Origin of the sequence: Streptomyces sp. NPDC094032 (genome assembly GCF_040303965.1) — a bacterium.
GTDB lineage: Bacteria > Actinomycetota > Actinomycetes > Streptomycetales > Streptomycetaceae > Streptomyces.
The window spans coordinates 460,481-475,545 of record NZ_JBEOUE010000002.1 but is presented as its reverse complement, the minus strand read 5'-3'; the positions used below and the strand labels follow the sequence as shown (position 1 = coordinate 475,545).

Here is a 15,065-nt window from a genome sequence, read left to right as displayed (position 1 = left end):
GTGTGGCGCACCTCGATACTGCCCGTTCGGTCGCCGATCCATGCCTCGGAAACGGATCGTTGTGACGACGCGTCCTGAGAATTGCGCGCTGCGTGCGGTTCGTCAAGGCCCCCGCCTGTGCGCGGCGCACGGCGAAGATCACCATACTCCGCATCCGGAGGGCCTCACGACCGCCGCCACGCGGTCCCAGGGAACGCCGAAAGGCGACCACCCAGATGGATGATCGCCTTTCGGTGCCTCCGCGTTACACGGGGGCGAGAGTCAGCTCAGCGAGCCGAAACGGTCTTACTTGACCGTGACGGAGGCGCCGGCGGCCTTGAGGGACTCGGCAGCCTTCTCGGCGGCCTCCTTCGCGACCTTCTCGAGGACCGGCTTCGGGGTGCCGTCGACGAGGTCCTTGGCCTCCTTGAGGCCCAGGGAGGTGAGCTCGCGCACGACCTTGATGACCTGGATCTTCTTGTCGCCGGCACCCTCGAGGATGACGTCGAACTCGTCCTGCTCCTCGGCAGCCTCGGGGGCAGCGCCGCCCGCGGCGGGACCGGCAACGGCGACGGCCGCGGCGGCGGTGACGTCGAACTTCTCCTCGAAGGCCGAGACGAACTCGGCGAGCTCGATGAGGGTCATCTCCTCGAACTGGGCGAGGAGGTCGGCCTGAGAGAGCTTCGCCATGATGGGCGATCCTTCCACTAATTCGGCAGGTGCCGATGTGTCTGAAGAGGCGGGCGTAACGGCCCGCTACGACCCGCGCACTAGGCGGCGCGGATCAATGCGCGAGCCGAATTACTCGGCACCGCCCTGCTCGGCGAGCTTGACGCGAAGCGCTTCCGCGGTGCGGACGAACTTCGACGGCAGAGCCTGGAAGAGCGAAGCAGCCTGGGACTGCTTGCCCTTGAAGGCGCCGGCCAGCTTGCTGAGCAGAACCTCGCGGGACTCGAGGTCCGCGAGCTTCTTGATCTCGTCGGCGGAGAGAGCCTTACCGTCAAGGACACCGGCCTTGATGATGAGGTTCGGGTTCTCCTTGGCGAAGTCACGCAGAGCCTTCGCCGACTCCACCGGGTCACCGGTGACGAAGGCGACCGCGGTCGGACCAGCGAAGTGCTCGTCCAGTGCGGTGATCCCGGCCTCGTTGGCCGCAATCTTGGTCAGCGTGTTCTTCACCACGGCGTACTGGGCGTTCTCACCGAGCGAACGACGCAGCGTCTTGAGCTGCGCCACGGTGAGACCCCGGTACTCGGTCAGCACAGCGGCGTTCGAGCCACGGAACTGGTCCGCGAGCTCGGCCACCGAGGCAGCCTTGTCGGGCCTTGCCATAGAGCGTCGGCCTCCTTCCGGGTGATGTGACCGCACGGAAGGGGCTGAACAAAACAGAACGCCCCGGGCGCAGGCGCACGGGGCTCAGCTCGACCGGATCAAGATCCGGGAACTCATCCACAGTCACCTGCGCGGGTCGTTCGCCACTCAGCGAATCCTTCGGCCACCGCACCTATAGGGGCGCAGCGACGACCAGCGGTCTTTGGCTTCTGTGGAAGAGTACGTGACGGAACGGGCAAGGGGCAAATCAGCCCTGCGCGGCGCCGCCCTTGAGGCCCTTGAGCATCGCGAAGAGGTCGAAGGTCTCGTTGGCCGGCGGGGCCTGGACGGTCGCCTTGGCGCCGTAGTCGGTGTAGTCGGCGCGCATCTTCATGGTGCCCGCGGCCATCTTGATGTCGACGACCATCCGGGCCGGGTAGCCGTCCTTGTTGACCCAGACCTCGGTGTCGTAGCCCTTCACGTCGGCCTTCTTCATGGCGGCCACGAGCTGGTCCCGCTCCTTCGGCGTGAGCGTCTCGGACTGCTTGTTCGCGTCCAGCATCTGCTCGAAGGTGAGCGTGCCCTTGTAGTGCTCGGTGTCGCCGCCGTTGATCTTCTCCGAGCCGACGTGCTTCAGGTTCGGGGACTCCAGGAGCAGGGCGAGCTGCTGCGCCGGGTCCTGGTTCATGTTCTCCAGGCCGCCGGTCATCTGCTTCTGCATGGCGGGGTCGCCGGAGGCCTCGGCCGCGGCCTTGAGGTCCAGCTTCATCCAGCGCTTGCCGTCCATCTCGGCGGCCTGCTTGGTGCCCATGTCCATGTACATGACCTGGTCGAGCATGACCACGCGGAACTCCTTGGGCGCCTCCGGGTCGAGCGCGGAGAACGTGGAGCCCTTCATGGTGATGTCCATGGCCGCCGGGTTCCAGGACTGGACGCCGGTCATCTCCGTGGTGCCGGACTCCCCGGAGGCGCCCGACATCTTCATGTCCATGGTCATCTTGACCTTCGCGGAGTTGGCCTCCGCGGTCTTGCGGTAGGCGGCCTGGATGACCTTGGTCATCTCGTCGCGCGTCTGGCCGGCCTGGTGCTTGCCCGAGCTCGCGCCCGCCGCCTTGCCGTCCCCGTCCTGGCAGCCCGCCACACCGGCGATGACCGCCACGGCCGCCACCGAGACGCCCGCGCGCTTCCATGCGGACATGCTCATGCGTCCCCACCCCTTGATCGTCGATCGTTAATGCGTTCGCAAAACTTGAGGTCCACAGCACCGTAACCCACCGCGCCGACAGCCCGAGAACGCAAAACCGCCCCTCACGGCTCTTCCGAGCCATGAGGGGCGGTTTCAGGACGCTTGAGTCAGAAGACTCAGACCGCGGCCGGGTCCTCCTCGACGAGGAGGTTGCGGGTGCGGTTCGGGTCCAGCGGAATGCCGGGGCCCATCGTGGTGGCGATGGCGGCCTTCTTGATGTAGCGACCCTTGGCGGCGGACGGCTTCAGACGGAGGATCTCCTCCAGAGCCGCACCGTAGTTCTCCACCAGCTTGGCGTCGTCGAAGGACACCTTGCCGATGATGAAGTGCAGGTTCGAGTGCTTGTCGACGCGGAACTCGATCTTGCCGCCCTTGATCTCGTTGACGGCCTTCGCCACGTCGGGGGTGACGGTGCCCGTCTTCGGGTTCGGCATCAGACCACGCGGGCCGAGGACGCGGCCGAGGCGGCCGACCTTGCCCATGAGGTCCGGGGTGGCCACAACGGCGTCGAACTCGTTCAGGCGGTTGCCCTTGGAGATCTCGTCGATGAGCTCGTCGGAGCCGACGATGTCGGCGCCCGCGGCGATCGCGGCCTCGGCACGGTCACCGGTCGCGAAGACCAGGACCCGGGCGGTCTTGCCGGTGCCGTGCGGGAGGTTCACGGTGCCACGGACCATCTGGTCGGCCTTGCGCGGGTCGACACCCAGGCGGAAGGCGACCTCGACGGTGCCGTCGAACTTGGTGGTGGAGGTCTCCTTGGCAATACGGACGGCCTCGAGCGGGGCGTAGAGCTTCTCCCGGTCGATCTTGCTGTCCGCAGCGCGGAGAGACTTGCTGCGCTTCACTTCTGCTCCTGTTGGTTCAGGTATGGAGTCGTGGTGCGGGCCGGCGCAGGCCCTACCACTGGGGACTTACGGGGCTGATCAGCCCTCGACCGTGATGCCCATGGAACGGGCGGTGCCGGCGATGATCTTCGACGCGGCGTCCAGGTCGTTGGCGTTCAGGTCGGGCAGCTTGACCGTGGCGATCTCGCGGACCTGGGCGGCCGTCAGCTTGGCGACCTTGGTCTTGTGCGGCTCGCCGGAGCCCTTGTCCACACCCGCGGCCTTGAGGATGAGCTTCGCGGCCGGCGGAGTCTTGGTGATGAAGGTGAAGGAACGGTCCTCGTAGACCGTGATCTCCACCGGCACGACCATGCCACGCTGCGACTCGGTCGCGGCGTTGTAGGCCTTGCAGAACTCCATGATGTTGACGCCGTGCTGGCCGAGCGCGGGGCCGACCGGCGGAGCCGGGTTCGCCGCACCGGCGTTGATCTGGAGCTTGATAAGCCCCGTGATCTTCTTCTTCTTGGGAGGCATGTGCTCTCTCCGGGTCCTAGTGAGAGTTTTCAGCCGATCCGTCCGGACGTCCGGACGGAGGCATACCGCACAACGATAACGGGTATAGACGTGCGGCTAAAAACCGAGCAGGTCAGAGCCGCTCTGAGAGCCGCTCTGACCTGGTCGGAAACCTGTGAGGATCAGTTCTTCTGGATCTGGTCGAAGCTGAGCTCGACCGGGGTCTCGCGACCGAAGATCTCGACGAGGCCCTTGACCTTCTTCGAGTCGGCGTTGATCTCGTTGATCGTGGCCTGGAGGGTGGCGAAGGGGCCGTCGGTGACGGTGACCGAGTCGCCGACCTCGAAGTCCAGGACCTCGACGGTGACCTTGCGGGCCGGAGCCGGCTTGCCCTCGGCCTCGGCGGCCTCGCGGGCGGCCTTCTCCTCGGCCTCCGGGGCGAGCATCTTGACGATCTCGTCCAGGGTCAGCGGGTACGGGTCGTAGGCGTTGCCCACGAAGCCGGTGACGCCGGGCGTGTTGCGCACGACACCCCAGGACTCGTTCGTCAGATCCATGCGGACGAGAACGTAACCGGGCAGCTTGTTCTGCCGGACGTTCTTGCGCTCGCCGTTCTTGATCTGGACGATCTCTTCCTCGGGGACCTCGGCCTGGTAGATGAACTCCTCGACGTTCAGCGAGACGGCACGCTGTTCGAGGTTGGCCTTGACGCGCTTCTCGTAGCCCGCGTACGTGTGGATGACGTACCACTCGCCGGGCAGGGTGCGCAGCTCCTCGCGGAGCGCGGCGATCGGGTCGACCGGAGCGGCGGGCTCGGCCTCGGCCTCGTCGGCGTCCTCGTCGGACTCCTCCGCCTCTTCGTCGTCCTCGGACTCCTCGGCGTCGACGTCCTCGTCGGCGGCCTCGGCGTGGAGCGCGGCCTCCTCGGCGGCCTGGCCGGCCTCGGCGTCAGCAGCGTCGGCCTGGTCCTCGTCGGCCGCCTCGACGATGTCCAGCTCGTCCTCGACGGACTCGGACTCGAAGGCGTCGTTCAGGTTCGCGTCAGACACGGTGGCTGCTTCTTCCTGCGATACAGATGGGGTGGAACAAAAAGTCAGCCGAAGACGTACTTGACTGCTTCCTGGAAGCCATAGTCAATCACGGTCACAAGGCCGATCATGATGACAACGAAGACAATCACCACAGTGGTGTACGCCGTCAGCTGGCTGCGGGTCGGCCAGACGACCTTGCGGAGTTCCGCGATGATCTGGCGGTAGAAGAGCGCGAGGCGGCCCAGAGGGCCCTTCTTTCCGCGCTTGCCGCCCTTGCGGGCCTTCTTCTTCGACTCCGGTGCGGCGTCTTCGGCATCAGGCATGTCGATGGAGCCTACGGCGTCCGTCACGAGCTTTCACCTGATTCCGGGTCGTGGCCGTGCCGCGCCCGGATGGGTTGAGCCGCACGGCGGTGCAATGAAGTACTTACAACATGCGCACACAACCTGGCGGTGTGTGTAGCAGGGCCGGAGGGACTTGAACCCCCAACCGCCGGTTTTGGAGACCGGTGCTCTACCAATTGAGCTACGACCCTTTGCGGTGTCCCCCAACCTACCGCATCGTGAGATGTGGTCGGTGAGGTCCAACGAGCAGTGAGTGTACGTGGTCATGGGGCCCCACGTCGAACAGAAACGTCTCCGACCTGCGTCCGACCCTCTCCGGCCCCCCTTCGGAACCCCTCCGAAAGCCCCAAGATCCCTTGTGGAACGGCGAGTACGACCGGGATTGACCGTTCCTGTCCGCTCAGTGAAACCTGTGTGCCGGGCCCGTTCCAGGTCTGGGACGATGGGCCGTATGAGCGCTGCTACCCCTCCCACCGAGCGCCGGGTCTCCGCCCGGATCGGTGCGATCTCCGAGTCCGCGACCCTCGCCGTCGACGCCAAGGCCAAGGCCCTCAAGGCCGCCGGGCGCCCGGTCATCGGTTTCGGCGCGGGTGAGCCCGACTTCCCGACGCCGGACTACATCGTCGAGGCGGCCGTCGAGGCCTGCAAGAACCCCAAGTTCCACCGCTACACGCCGGCCGGCGGCCTGCCCGAGCTGAAGGCCGCCATCGCCGCGAAGACGCTGCGCGACTCCGGCTACGAGGTCGACGCCTCCCAGGTCCTGGTGACCAACGGCGGCAAGCAGGCGATCTACGAGGCCTTCGCCGCGATCCTCGACCCGGGCGACGAGGTCATCGTCCCGGCCCCGTACTGGACCACGTACCCCGAGTCGATCCGCCTCGCGGGCGGTGTCCCGGTGGAGGTCGTCGCCGACGAGACCACCGGCTACCGGGTCTCGGTGGAACAGCTGGAGGCGGCGCGCACGGAGCGGACCAAGGTCGTCCTCTTCGTCTCCCCCTCGAACCCGACCGGCGCGGTCTACAGCGAGGCCGACGCCGAGGCGATCGGCCGCTGGGCCGTCGAGCACGGCCTGTGGGTCCTCACCGACGAGATCTACGAGCACCTGGTCTACGGCGACGCGAAGTTCACCTCGCTGCCGGCGATCCTCCCCGAGCTGCGCGACAAGTGCATCGTGGTCAACGGCGTCGCCAAGACGTACGCGATGACGGGCTGGCGGGTGGGCTGGATCATCGGCCCGAAGGACGTCGTGAAGGCCGCGACCAACCTCCAGTCGCACGCCACCTCCAACGTGAGCAACGTCGCGCAGGCCGCCGCGCTGGCCGCCGTCTCCGGCAACCTGGACGCGGTCGCCGAGATGCGCACCGCCTTCGACCGGCGCCGCCAGACCATCGTGCGGATGCTCAACGAGATCGAGGGCGTGTACTGCCCGACGCCGGAGGGCGCGTTCTACGCGTACCCGTCGGTGAAGGCGCTGCTCGGCAAGGAGATCCGCGGCAAGCGCCCGCAGAGCTCGGTCGAGCTGGCCGCGCTGATCCTGGACGAGGCCGAGGTCGCGGTCGTCCCCGGCGAGGCCTTCGGCACCCCGGGCTACCTGCGTCTGTCGTACGCGCTCGGCGACGAGGACCTGGCGGAGGGCGTGTCCCGCATCCAGAAGCTGCTGGCCGAGGCCCGCGACTGACCATGACCACCTAGGAACGTCACTAGGTGCTACGGGCCCCCGGTTCTCCTGAACCGGGGGCCCGTTTTTGCGTTCTAGCAAGGTCCCGATCGGGGAAAGGGACTGTCCTCGTCCATTCGGGTGCGGCAAGATCAGTCGATGGAGCACGTTTACCGCGACCTCGCCACCCTCCCCAAGGCCCATCTGCACCTGCACTTCACGGGTTCGATGCGCCCCTCGACCCTGATCGAACTGGCCGACAAGTACGGGGTGCACCTCCCCGAGGCGCTCAAGAGCGGGACGCCGCCCAAACTCCGGGCCACCGACGAGCGCGGCTGGTTCCGCTTCCAGCGGCTCTACGACCTCGCCCGCTCCTGCCTGCGCGAGCCGGAGGACATCCAGCGGCTGGTGCGCGAGGCGGCCCAGGAGGACGTCAGGGACGGCTCGGGCTGGCTGGAGATCCAGGTCGACCCCACCTCGTACGCGCCGCTGCTCGGCGGTCTGATCCCCGCCATGGAGATCATCCTGGACTCCGTGGACGCGGCCGCGCGGGAGACCGGGCTCGGGATGCGGGTGCTGGTCGCCGCGAACCGGATGAAGCACCCCCTGGAGGCGCGCACGCTGGCCCGCCTCGCGGTCCGGTACGCGGACCGGGGCGTGGTCGGCTTCGGGCTCTCCAACGACGAGCGGCGGGGCATGGCCCGCGACTTCGACCGGGCCTTCGCCATCGCGCGCGAGGGCGGCCTGCTGGCGGCCCCGCACGGCGGCGAGCTGACCGGCCCCGCGTCCGTACGGGACTGCCTGGACGACCTGCGGGCGGCCAGGGTCGGGCACGGCGTCCGGGCGGCCGAGGACCCGCGACTGCTGCGCAAGCTGGCCGAGCGCGGGGTGACCTGCGAGGTGTGCCCGTCGTCCAATGTGGCGCTCGGGGTGTACGAGAAGCCGGAGGACGTGCCGCTGCGGACCCTGTTCGACGCGGGCGTGCCGATGGCGCTGGGCGCGGACGACCCGCTGCTGTTCGGCTCGCGGCTCGCGGCGCAGTACGAGATCGCCCGCGCCCACCACGGCTTCACGGACCCGGAGCTGGCGGAGCTGGCACGGCAGTCCGTGCGGGGCTCGGCCGCCCCAGAGGACGTCCGGGGGCGGCTGCTCGCGGGGATCGACGCCTGGCTGGCGGCCCCGGTGGGCTGACGGGCCCTAGAGGGCGACGCCGACGGTCACCGGCTCGTTGACGAGGGTGATCCCGAAGGCGTCCCGTACCCCGGCGACGACCTCGCGGGCGAGCGCGAGCAGGTCCTCGGTGGTGGCCTCGCCCCGGTTGGTGAGGGCGAGGGTGTGCTTGGTGGAGATCCGGGCGGGCCCGGAGCCGTAGCCCTTCACGAAGCCGGCCTTGTCGATCAGCCAGGCGGCCGAGGTCTTGGTGGAGTGGTCGCCCACGGGGAAGGCCGGGGCCTTGGCGTCGGCGCCCAGGCGGGCGGTCACGCGCTCCCGGAAGGCCGCGAACTCCTCGTTCGTCAGGATCGGGTTGGTGAAGAAGGACCCCGCCGACCAGGTGTCGTGGTCCGCCGGGTCCAGGACCATGCCCTTGCCGGCGCGGAGCCGCAGGACGGTCTCCCGGGCCTGCGCGAGCGGCACCCGGTCGCCGGCCTCGACCCCGAGGGCGCGGGCGGTCTCCGGGTAGGCGATCGGCGCGGACATCCCGTCGGCGTCCTCAAGCCCGAAGCGGACCCGGAGCACGACATAGCGGTCGGGCTGGTCCTTGAAGCGGCTGTGGCGGTACGAGAAGGCGCACTCGGCGTTGGTGAGGGTGACCGTCTCCTCGGCCCGCCGGTCGTACGCGACGACCTCGGTGACGGTGGCGGAGACGTCCTGGCCGTAGGCGCCGACGTTCTGGATGGGGGTGGCGCCCGCGGAGCCGGGGATGCCGGCGAGGCACTCGATCCCGGCGAGCCCGGCCTCGACGGTCCGCGCGACGGCGTCCGTCCACACCTCTCCGGCCGCCAGCTCCAGGCGGGTGCCGTCGAGGGCGAAGCCCTGGGTGGCGATGTGCAGGGCGGTGCCGTCGAAGCCCTTGTCGCCGATGACCAGGTTGGAGCCGCCGCCGATGACGAGCAGGGGCGTACCGGAGGCGTCGGCCTCGCGGACCGCGGCGATCACCTCGTCGTCCGTGGTGGCGGTGACGAGCCGGGTGGCGGGCCCGCCGAGCCGGAAGGTGGTCAGGGGCGCGAGGGGGGCGTCGTTGAGCTGCTGCACGCGCTCAAGAGTACGGGCCCCTCCCGTACGGAAGGGGCCCGTGCGCTCGACGGCGTCAGGCGAGCTCGACGACGGCCCGGGACATGCCCAGGACCTTCTGGCCCGCCGAGGTCGCGGTGAGGTCCACCCGGACCCGCCCGTCCTCCAGCTTGGCCGCCACCTTGGCGGAGACCTCGATCACAGCGCCCTGGTCGTCGTTGGGGACGACGACCGGCTTGGTGAAGCGGACGCCGTACTCGACGACGGCGGCGGGGTCGCCGGCCCAGTCGGTGACGACGCGGATCGCCTCGGCCATGGTGAACATGCCGTGGGCGATGACGTCGGGCAGGCCGACCTCGCGGGCGAACTTCTCGTTCCAGTGGATCGGGTTGAAGTCCCCGGAGGCACCGGCGTACTGGACGAGCGTGGCGCGCGTCACGGGGAAGGTCCCCGCGGGCAGCTCGGTGCCGACCTCGACCTCGTCGTAAGCGATCTTCGCGGTCACGGTCAGGCCTCCTCGGGGGCGCGGGACACCAGCTTGGTCCAGGCGGTCACGACGTGCTCGCCGCTCTCGTCGTGGACCTCGCCGCGGATGTCCAGGATGTCGTTGCCCGCGAGGGACTTGATCGCCTCGATGGTCGAGGTGACCGTGAGGCGGTCCCCGGCGCGCACCGGGCGGGTGTAGGCGAACCTCTGGTCGCCGTGCACCACGCGGCTGTAGTCCAGGCCCAGCTGCGGGTCCTCGATGACCTGGCCCGCGGCCTTGAAGGTGATCGCGAAGACGAAGGTCGGCGGGGCGATCACATCCGGGTGGCCGAGCGCCTTGGCGGTCTCCTGGTCGGTGTACGCGGAATTCGCGTCCCCGATCGCCTCGGCGAACTCGCGGATCTTCTCGCGGCCGACTTCGTACGGCGCGGTGGGCGGATAGGTCCGGCCCACGAAGGACTGGTCGAGCGCCATGGCCTCGATACCTCCTGGTGTGTTGCCTGTACAAACGACACGAGGCCGTCCCCAAGGGGGACGGCCTCGTGTACGAGCCTGATTAACGCGTCTCGCGGTGCGCGGTGTGCGAGTTGCAGCGAGGGCAGTGCTTCTTCATCTCAAGACGGTCCGGGTTGTTACGCCGGTTCTTCTTGGTGATGTAGTTCCGCTCCTTGCACTCCACGCAGGCCAGCGTGATCTTCGGGCGGACGTCGGTGGCAGCCACGTGAGTGCTCCTTGACGGACGGATTGACGGATGAACGCATAAAAGAGTAGCCGATCGTAGGACCGACCCCACAATCGGCTACACTCTGTAGCGGTGACCGGACTTGAACCGGTGACACAGCGATTATGAGCCGCTTGCTCTACCGACTGAGCTACACCGCTTTGATGATCTGGATCCCGCCCGGAGGCGGGACCCTTCTCACCAGAGCCCCAATACGGAATCGAACCGTAGACCTTCTCCTTACCATGGAGACGCTCTACCGACTGAGCTATTGGGGCGAGCGAGGAAGACATTACACGGTCCTCGACCCATCACCCAAATCCGTTTCCCCGGCCGCCCGCGCGGCCGCGTCCCGGCCGCCTCCTAGGCCACTCGTGCCCTCATCAGTACGACTATTCGCCACCTCCTCGAAGGCGGCTGCGAGCACCCCTAGGCTCGGGCCACGCTGCGTGATCTTGATCTTGGCCAGCGGTGAGCCCGGACCCCTGAGGAGCCCGATTGTCAGCCGACAGCAAGCAGCCCCAGCCGTCGCCCGAGGACCGGGCCGCGGCCACCGCCGACGCCATGTCGCTGCTGCTCTGCAACGCGCGGCTGACCGACGGGCGCACCGTCGACGTACGGCTCGCCGGCGGCCGGATCGAGGCCGTCGGCACCGCCGGGAGCCTCGCGGCCGGCGGCGCCCGGGTCGATCTCGCCGGCTATCTGCTGCTGCCCGCGCCGGCCGAGCCCCACGCGCACGCCGACACCGCCCTCACCGCGGACTCCCCCGGCCCCGTCTCGTACGCCCCGGAGGAGGTGCAGCGCCGGGCCACCGAGGCCGCGCTGTTCCAGCTCGGGCACGGGGCGACGGCGCAGCGCGCGCAGGTGCGGATCGGGGACGTGCACGGCCTGGGGCCGCTGGAGGCCGTGCTCCAGGCCCGGCGCTCGCTGCGCGGTCTGGTCGACCTGACGGCGGTGGCGGTGCCCCGGCTGCTGACCGGGGCGGCCGGGGCCGACGGCCTCGCGATGCTGCGGGACGCGGTGAAGATGGGCGCCGGGGTGGTCGGCGGCTGCCCCGACCTGGACCCGGACCCGACCGGGTACGTGGAGGCGGTCCTGGAGGTCGCCGCCGAGCACGGCTGCCCGGTGGACCTGCACACGGACGGCGACGACCCGGCCCGGCTGGCCCGGCTCGCCGCGATGGCCGGGGGGCTGCGGCCCGGGGTGACGATCGGGCCCTGCGCGGGGCTCGGCCGGGCGGCCCCGGAGGCGGCCCGGCGGGCGGCGGACCGGCTGGCGGCGGCCGGGGTGACGGTGGTCACGCTCCCCCAGGGCGGCTGCGGGGCCGCCGAGCGGCGCGGTCCCGCCCCGGTGCGGCTGCTGCGGGCGGCCGGGGTGCGGGTCGCGGCGGGCAGCGGGGCGCTGCGGGACGTCAGCAACCCGGTGGGGCGCGGGGACCCGCTGGAGGCCGCCTATCTGCTGGCCTCGCTGGCGGGGCTGCCGGCCGGGGCGGCGTACGGGGCGGTGAGCACGGAGGCGCGGGCGGCGATGGGCCTCCCGGAGGTGCGGGTGGAGGCGGGCTTCCCGGCGGAGCTGCTCGCGGTGCGGGGCGAGCGGCTCGCGGGGGTGCTCTCCCTCGCGTACAGCCGGATCGTGGTGCACCGCGGCCGGGTGGTGGCCCGGACGAGCGCGGTGCGGGAGTACTGCGACTCGGCGGCGGCGCTGGACCTGCCGAGGCAGACACGCCCGGAGCGGCCCGATCCGGGCGGCAACGGGGCGCGCTGAGTCGTACGGTCGTGAGTATGCGCGTAGTCATCGCTGGTGGACACGGACAGATCGCCCTGCGACTTGAGCGGCTGCTCGCCGCGCGCGGGCACGAACCGGTGGGCGTGATCCGCCGCCCCGAACAGGGCGCCGCCCTGCGGGAGGCGGGCGCCGAACCGGCGCTCATGGACCTGGAGTCGGCCTCCGTGGAGGAGGTGGCCGGGATCCTCCAGGGCGCGGACGCGGCCGTCTTCGCGGCGGGCGCGGGCGCGGGCAGCGGCGCGGCCCGCAAGGACACGGTGGACCGCGCGGCGGCGGTCCTCTTCGCCGACGCGGCCGAGCGCGCGGGCGTGCGCCGGTTCGTCGTGGTCTCGTCGATGGGCGCGGACGCGGCGCACCCGGGCGACGCGGTCTTCGACGCCTACCTGCGCGCCAAGGGTGCCGCGGACGACGCCGTACGCGCCCGCTCCTCGCTCGACTGGACGATCCTGCGCCCGGGGATGCTCACCGACGACGCGGGCATCGGCCTGGTCCGCCTGGAGGCCCGTACGGGCCGCGGCCCGGTCCCCCGCGACGACGTGGCCGCGGTGCTGGCCGAACTCCTGGAGACCCCGGCGACGGCGGGCCTGACCCTCGAACTGATCTCGGGCTCGGTGCCGGTCCCGGTCGCGGTGAAGGACATCGCGGGGAACTGAGCGGCTTCAGGGAAGACGAGGAAAACGAGAAGGTCCCCGGTGCGAACACCGGGGACCTTCTGTATCGCGTGGCGGCGCCAGGATTCGAACCTGGGTAGGCTAAGCCGACGGATTTACAGTCCGCTCCCATTGGCCACTCGGGCACACCGCCATGGGATCGTCGCCTCGGTTGGCCGCTTTTCGGCGGTGCTCCTTGGCAACGACGTAAACGATACCTGATCCCCAGGGGTGCTTCGCCACCCGATTGATCACGGGTTCACGGCGGTGCGGGTGGCTACGCTTTGCGTCGTACCCGAACGCATCCGAGCAAGGAGCTTCACCTCATGGCCGACTCCAGTTTCGACATCGTCTCCAAGGTCGAGCGGCAGGAGGTCGACAACGCCCTCAACCAGGCCGCCAAGGAGATCCAGCAGCGCTACGACTTCAAGGGCACCAACGCCTCGATCGAGTGGTCGGGCGAGAAGATCCTCATGCAGGCCAACGGTGAGGAGCGGGTCAACGCGATCCTCGACATCTTCCAGACCAAGCTGATCAAGCGGGGCATCTCGCTGAAGTCGCTGGACGTGGCGGGCGAGCCCCAGCTGTCGGGCAAGGAGTACAAGCTCTTCGCCACGATCACCGAGGGCATCTCCCAGGAGAACGCCAAGAAGGTCTCCAAGGTCATCCGCGACGAGGGCCCCAAGGGCGTCAAGGCGCAGGTGCAGGGCGAGGAGCTGCGGGTCAGCTCGAAGAACCGGGACGACCTCCAGGCCGTCATCGCGCTGCTCAAGGGCAAGGACTTCGACTTCGCGCTGCAGTTCGTGAACTACCGGTAGGTCCCGCATTCGGCGTCCGAAAACCGCCAGCCCGAGGGCCGGTGGGGATCGCACACTGGAGACATGGACGACAACACCGTGTACGCGTACACCGACGGCCCCCTGGGCGAGATGCTCCTGGTCGGAGAGCTCGCCGAAGGGGGCCGTACCGCGTTGCGCTCGCTGTCGCTGCCCGGGCAGAAGGGGGGCGCGACGGTCCAGGAGGGGTGGGTCCACGACCCCGGGGCCTTCACGGAGGCCGTGCGCCAGCTCGGGGAGTACTTCGCGGGCGAGCGGGACTCCTTCGACCTGCTCCTCGCCCGGGGCGGCACCGACTTCCAGCGGCGGGTGTGGGCCGCTCTTGAGGAGATCCCGTACGGGACGACCGTCTCCTATGGGGACGTCGCCCGGCTGGCCGGCTGCTCCGGCGCCGCCGTACGGGCCGTGGGCACCGCGATCGGGCGCAATCCGCTGCTCGTCGTGCGCCCCTGCCACCGGGTGATCGGGGCGGACGGGAGCCTGCGCGGCTACGCGGCGGGCCTGGAGCGCAAGGAGCGGCTGCTGGGCCTGGAGGGGGCTCTGGCGTGACCGAGGGCCTGTTCCCGCGCGAGCGGGCCGCACCGGCGCCCGGGGCGGTGCACGTGCCCGGGTGGCTGCCGTTCGCGCGCCAGCGGGAACTGGTGGCGGCCTGCCGCGACTTCGGGCGCGGGCCCGTCACGTACCGGCGGACCGTGCTGCCCGGCGGCGGCGTGATGTCGGTGCGCTCGCTCTGCCTGGGGCGGCGCTGGGAGCCGTACCGCTATCTGGACGGCGTCGGCGCCGAACTGCCGGACTGGCTGGCCGAGCTGGGACGGGAGGCGCTGGTCGAGGCGTACGGCTCGCACGGCGGCTTCGCTCCGGACACCGCGCTGGTGAACTTCTACGCGGACGGCGCGCGAATGGGCATGCACCAGGACAGGGAGGAGCGCTCCGGCGCGCCCGTGGTGTCGCTGAGCCTCGGCGACACCTGCGTGTTCCGGCTCGGGAACACCGAGGACCGCGGGCGGCCCTACACCGACGTGGAGCTGGCCTCCGGGGACCTGTTCGTCTTCGGCGGGCCGTCCAGGTTCGCGTACCACGGCGTGCCCAAGGTGTACGCGGGGACGGCCGACCCGGCCCTCGGTCTCGCCGGGCGGCTGAACATCACCCTGCGCGAGACCGGGCTCTGACGCCGGTTCAGCGCTGTCGCGAGTGGCCGAAAAGGATCCGGTAGGCGATCAGCAGCACCAGAGAGCCGCCGATGGCCGAGAGCCAGGTCGCGCCGTCGTAGAAGTCCGTGGTGATCGGGCGGTCCAGGAAGCGGGCCGAGAGCCAGCCGCCGAGGAACGCGCCGACGACGCCGATCAGCGTGGTGCCGATCACACCACCCGGATCGCGGCCGGGCAGCAGGATCTTGGCGATGACTCCGGCGAGGAGTCCGAGAACGATCCAACCGATGATGCTCATGCCA

General features: G+C 69.8%; 19 protein-coding genes and 4 tRNA genes. 7 read left to right on the top strand and 16 right to left on the bottom strand.

Translation table 11 applies throughout. The features are described from left to right. Positions 1-285: 285 nt before the first annotated feature. The 8 genes from rplL to ABTZ54_RS05230 all read right to left on the bottom strand — a co-directional run bounded on the left by rplL (position 286) and on the right by ABTZ54_RS05230 (position 5,439). Positions 286-669 (bottom strand): 50S ribosomal protein L7/L12, encoded by a 384-nt coding sequence (gene rplL / locus ABTZ54_RS05265; RefSeq protein WP_351657420.1) that lies wholly within the window; start codon positions 667-669, stop codon positions 286-288. 111 nt (positions 670-780) lie between these two features. Then, positions 781-1,311 carry a 50S ribosomal protein L10 gene (rplJ, locus tag ABTZ54_RS05260; RefSeq protein ID WP_046908215.1) on the bottom strand — a complete coding sequence of 177 codons (531 nt, stop codon included), beginning with the start codon at positions 1,309-1,311 and terminating at the stop codon, positions 781-783. A 247-nt stretch (positions 1,312-1,558) separates the two neighbouring features. Further along, positions 1,559-2,494, bottom strand: a complete 936-nt coding sequence (locus ABTZ54_RS05255) for an SCO4651 family lipoprotein (protein WP_351657417.1) — start codon at positions 2,492-2,494, stop codon at positions 1,559-1,561. A 158-nt stretch (positions 2,495-2,652) separates the two neighbouring features. Then, on the bottom strand, positions 2,653-3,381 hold the full coding sequence (rplA, locus tag ABTZ54_RS05250) for a 50S ribosomal protein L1 (protein ID WP_351657415.1): 729 nt from the start codon (positions 3,379-3,381) through the stop codon (positions 2,653-2,655). A 78-nt stretch (positions 3,382-3,459) separates the two neighbouring features. Continuing rightward, positions 3,460-3,894, bottom strand: coding sequence for a 50S ribosomal protein L11 (rplK, locus tag ABTZ54_RS05245; RefSeq protein WP_329423173.1), 435 nt, complete (start codon positions 3,892-3,894; stop codon positions 3,460-3,462). 161 nt (positions 3,895-4,055) lie between these two features. Continuing rightward, positions 4,056-4,922 (bottom strand): transcription termination/antitermination protein NusG, encoded by an 867-nt coding sequence (nusG, locus tag ABTZ54_RS05240; RefSeq protein ID WP_351657412.1) that lies wholly within the window; start codon positions 4,920-4,922, stop codon positions 4,056-4,058. 44 nt (positions 4,923-4,966) lie between these two features. Next, positions 4,967-5,254 carry a preprotein translocase subunit SecE gene (secE, locus tag ABTZ54_RS05235; RefSeq protein WP_351657411.1) on the bottom strand — a complete coding sequence of 96 codons (288 nt, stop codon included), beginning with the start codon at positions 5,252-5,254 and terminating at the stop codon, positions 4,967-4,969. 112 nt (positions 5,255-5,366) lie between these two features. Further along, positions 5,367-5,439: transfer RNA gene (locus tag ABTZ54_RS05230), tRNA-Trp, on the bottom strand. A gap of 260 nt (positions 5,440-5,699) precedes the next feature. On the opposite strand from ABTZ54_RS05230, the gene ABTZ54_RS05225 reads away from it, so the two are divergent. Continuing rightward, positions 5,700-6,926 carry a pyridoxal phosphate-dependent aminotransferase gene (locus tag ABTZ54_RS05225; RefSeq protein ID WP_351657409.1) on the top strand — a complete coding sequence of 409 codons (1,227 nt, stop codon included), beginning with the start codon at positions 5,700-5,702 and terminating at the stop codon, positions 6,924-6,926. A gap of 138 nt (positions 6,927-7,064) precedes the next feature. Then, on the top strand, positions 7,065-8,096 hold the full coding sequence (locus ABTZ54_RS05220) for an adenosine deaminase (protein ID WP_351657407.1): 1,032 nt from the start codon (positions 7,065-7,067) through the stop codon (positions 8,094-8,096). Positions 8,097-8,102: 6 nt separating this feature from the next. On the opposite strand, the gene ABTZ54_RS05215 is transcribed toward ABTZ54_RS05220, so the two are convergent. From ABTZ54_RS05215 to ABTZ54_RS05190, 6 genes are all read right to left on the bottom strand, one after another. After that, positions 8,103-9,158 (bottom strand): UDP-N-acetylmuramate dehydrogenase, encoded by a 1,056-nt coding sequence (locus ABTZ54_RS05215; protein ID WP_351657405.1) that lies wholly within the window; start codon positions 9,156-9,158, stop codon positions 8,103-8,105. 55 nt (positions 9,159-9,213) lie between these two features. Continuing rightward, the gene (locus tag ABTZ54_RS05210) at positions 9,214-9,642 is read right to left on the bottom strand and encodes a MaoC family dehydratase (RefSeq protein WP_351657403.1); all 429 of its coding nucleotides are present in this window, start codon (positions 9,640-9,642) and stop codon (positions 9,214-9,216) included. A 2-nt stretch (positions 9,643-9,644) separates the two neighbouring features. Further along, entirely contained in the window at positions 9,645-10,097 is a 453-nt protein-coding gene (locus tag ABTZ54_RS05205) for an FAS1-like dehydratase domain-containing protein (protein WP_351657401.1), read from the bottom strand. Positions 10,098-10,179: 82 nt separating this feature from the next. Further along, the gene (gene rpmG, locus ABTZ54_RS05200) at positions 10,180-10,344 is read right to left on the bottom strand and encodes a 50S ribosomal protein L33 (RefSeq protein WP_003956487.1); all 165 of its coding nucleotides are present in this window, start codon (positions 10,342-10,344) and stop codon (positions 10,180-10,182) included. 88 nt (positions 10,345-10,432) lie between these two features. Continuing rightward, positions 10,433-10,505 (bottom strand) — tRNA-Met (locus tag ABTZ54_RS05195). 44 nt (positions 10,506-10,549) lie between these two features. After that, positions 10,550-10,622: transfer RNA gene (locus tag ABTZ54_RS05190), tRNA-Thr, on the bottom strand. Between the two features lie 220 nt (positions 10,623-10,842). Between ABTZ54_RS05190 and ABTZ54_RS05185 the strand changes: the two genes are divergently transcribed. Together ABTZ54_RS05185 and ABTZ54_RS05180 are read left to right on the top strand one after the other, a co-directional pair. Next, entirely contained in the window at positions 10,843-12,108 is a 1,266-nt protein-coding gene (locus tag ABTZ54_RS05185) for an amidohydrolase family protein (RefSeq protein ID WP_351657399.1), read from the top strand. 17 nt (positions 12,109-12,125) lie between these two features. Beyond that, positions 12,126-12,782 carry an NAD(P)H-binding protein gene (locus ABTZ54_RS05180; protein WP_351657397.1) on the top strand — a complete coding sequence of 219 codons (657 nt, stop codon included), beginning with the start codon at positions 12,126-12,128 and terminating at the stop codon, positions 12,780-12,782. 69 nt (positions 12,783-12,851) lie between these two features. Here ABTZ54_RS05180 and ABTZ54_RS05175 read toward each other — a convergent pair. Beyond that, positions 12,852-12,933, bottom strand: a tRNA-Tyr gene (locus ABTZ54_RS05175). Positions 12,934-13,105: 172 nt separating this feature from the next. On the opposite strand from ABTZ54_RS05175, the gene ABTZ54_RS05170 reads away from it, so the two are divergent. From ABTZ54_RS05170 to ABTZ54_RS05160, 3 genes are all read left to right on the top strand, one after another. Continuing rightward, the gene (locus ABTZ54_RS05170) at positions 13,106-13,597 is read left to right on the top strand and encodes a YajQ family cyclic di-GMP-binding protein (RefSeq protein ID WP_351657395.1); all 492 of its coding nucleotides are present in this window, start codon (positions 13,106-13,108) and stop codon (positions 13,595-13,597) included. 63 nt (positions 13,598-13,660) lie between these two features. After that, complete coding sequence (locus ABTZ54_RS05165; protein ID WP_351657393.1) at positions 13,661-14,164, top strand: methylated-DNA--[protein]-cysteine S-methyltransferase; 504 nt, start codon at positions 13,661-13,663, stop codon at positions 14,162-14,164. Beyond that, positions 14,161-14,784: an alpha-ketoglutarate-dependent dioxygenase AlkB family protein gene (locus ABTZ54_RS05160; protein WP_351657391.1), complete on the top strand. Its 624-nt coding sequence runs from the start codon at positions 14,161-14,163 to the stop codon at positions 14,782-14,784. The genes ABTZ54_RS05165 and ABTZ54_RS05160 overlap by 4 nt, the downstream gene beginning before the upstream one ends. Before the next feature lie 7 nt (positions 14,785-14,791). Here the strand turns inward: ABTZ54_RS05160 and ABTZ54_RS05155 are convergent, their stop codons facing one another. Continuing rightward, positions 14,792-15,061, bottom strand: a complete 270-nt coding sequence (locus tag ABTZ54_RS05155) for a GlsB/YeaQ/YmgE family stress response membrane protein (RefSeq protein ID WP_351657389.1) — start codon at positions 15,059-15,061, stop codon at positions 14,792-14,794. Positions 15,062-15,065: the final 4 nt, after the last annotated feature.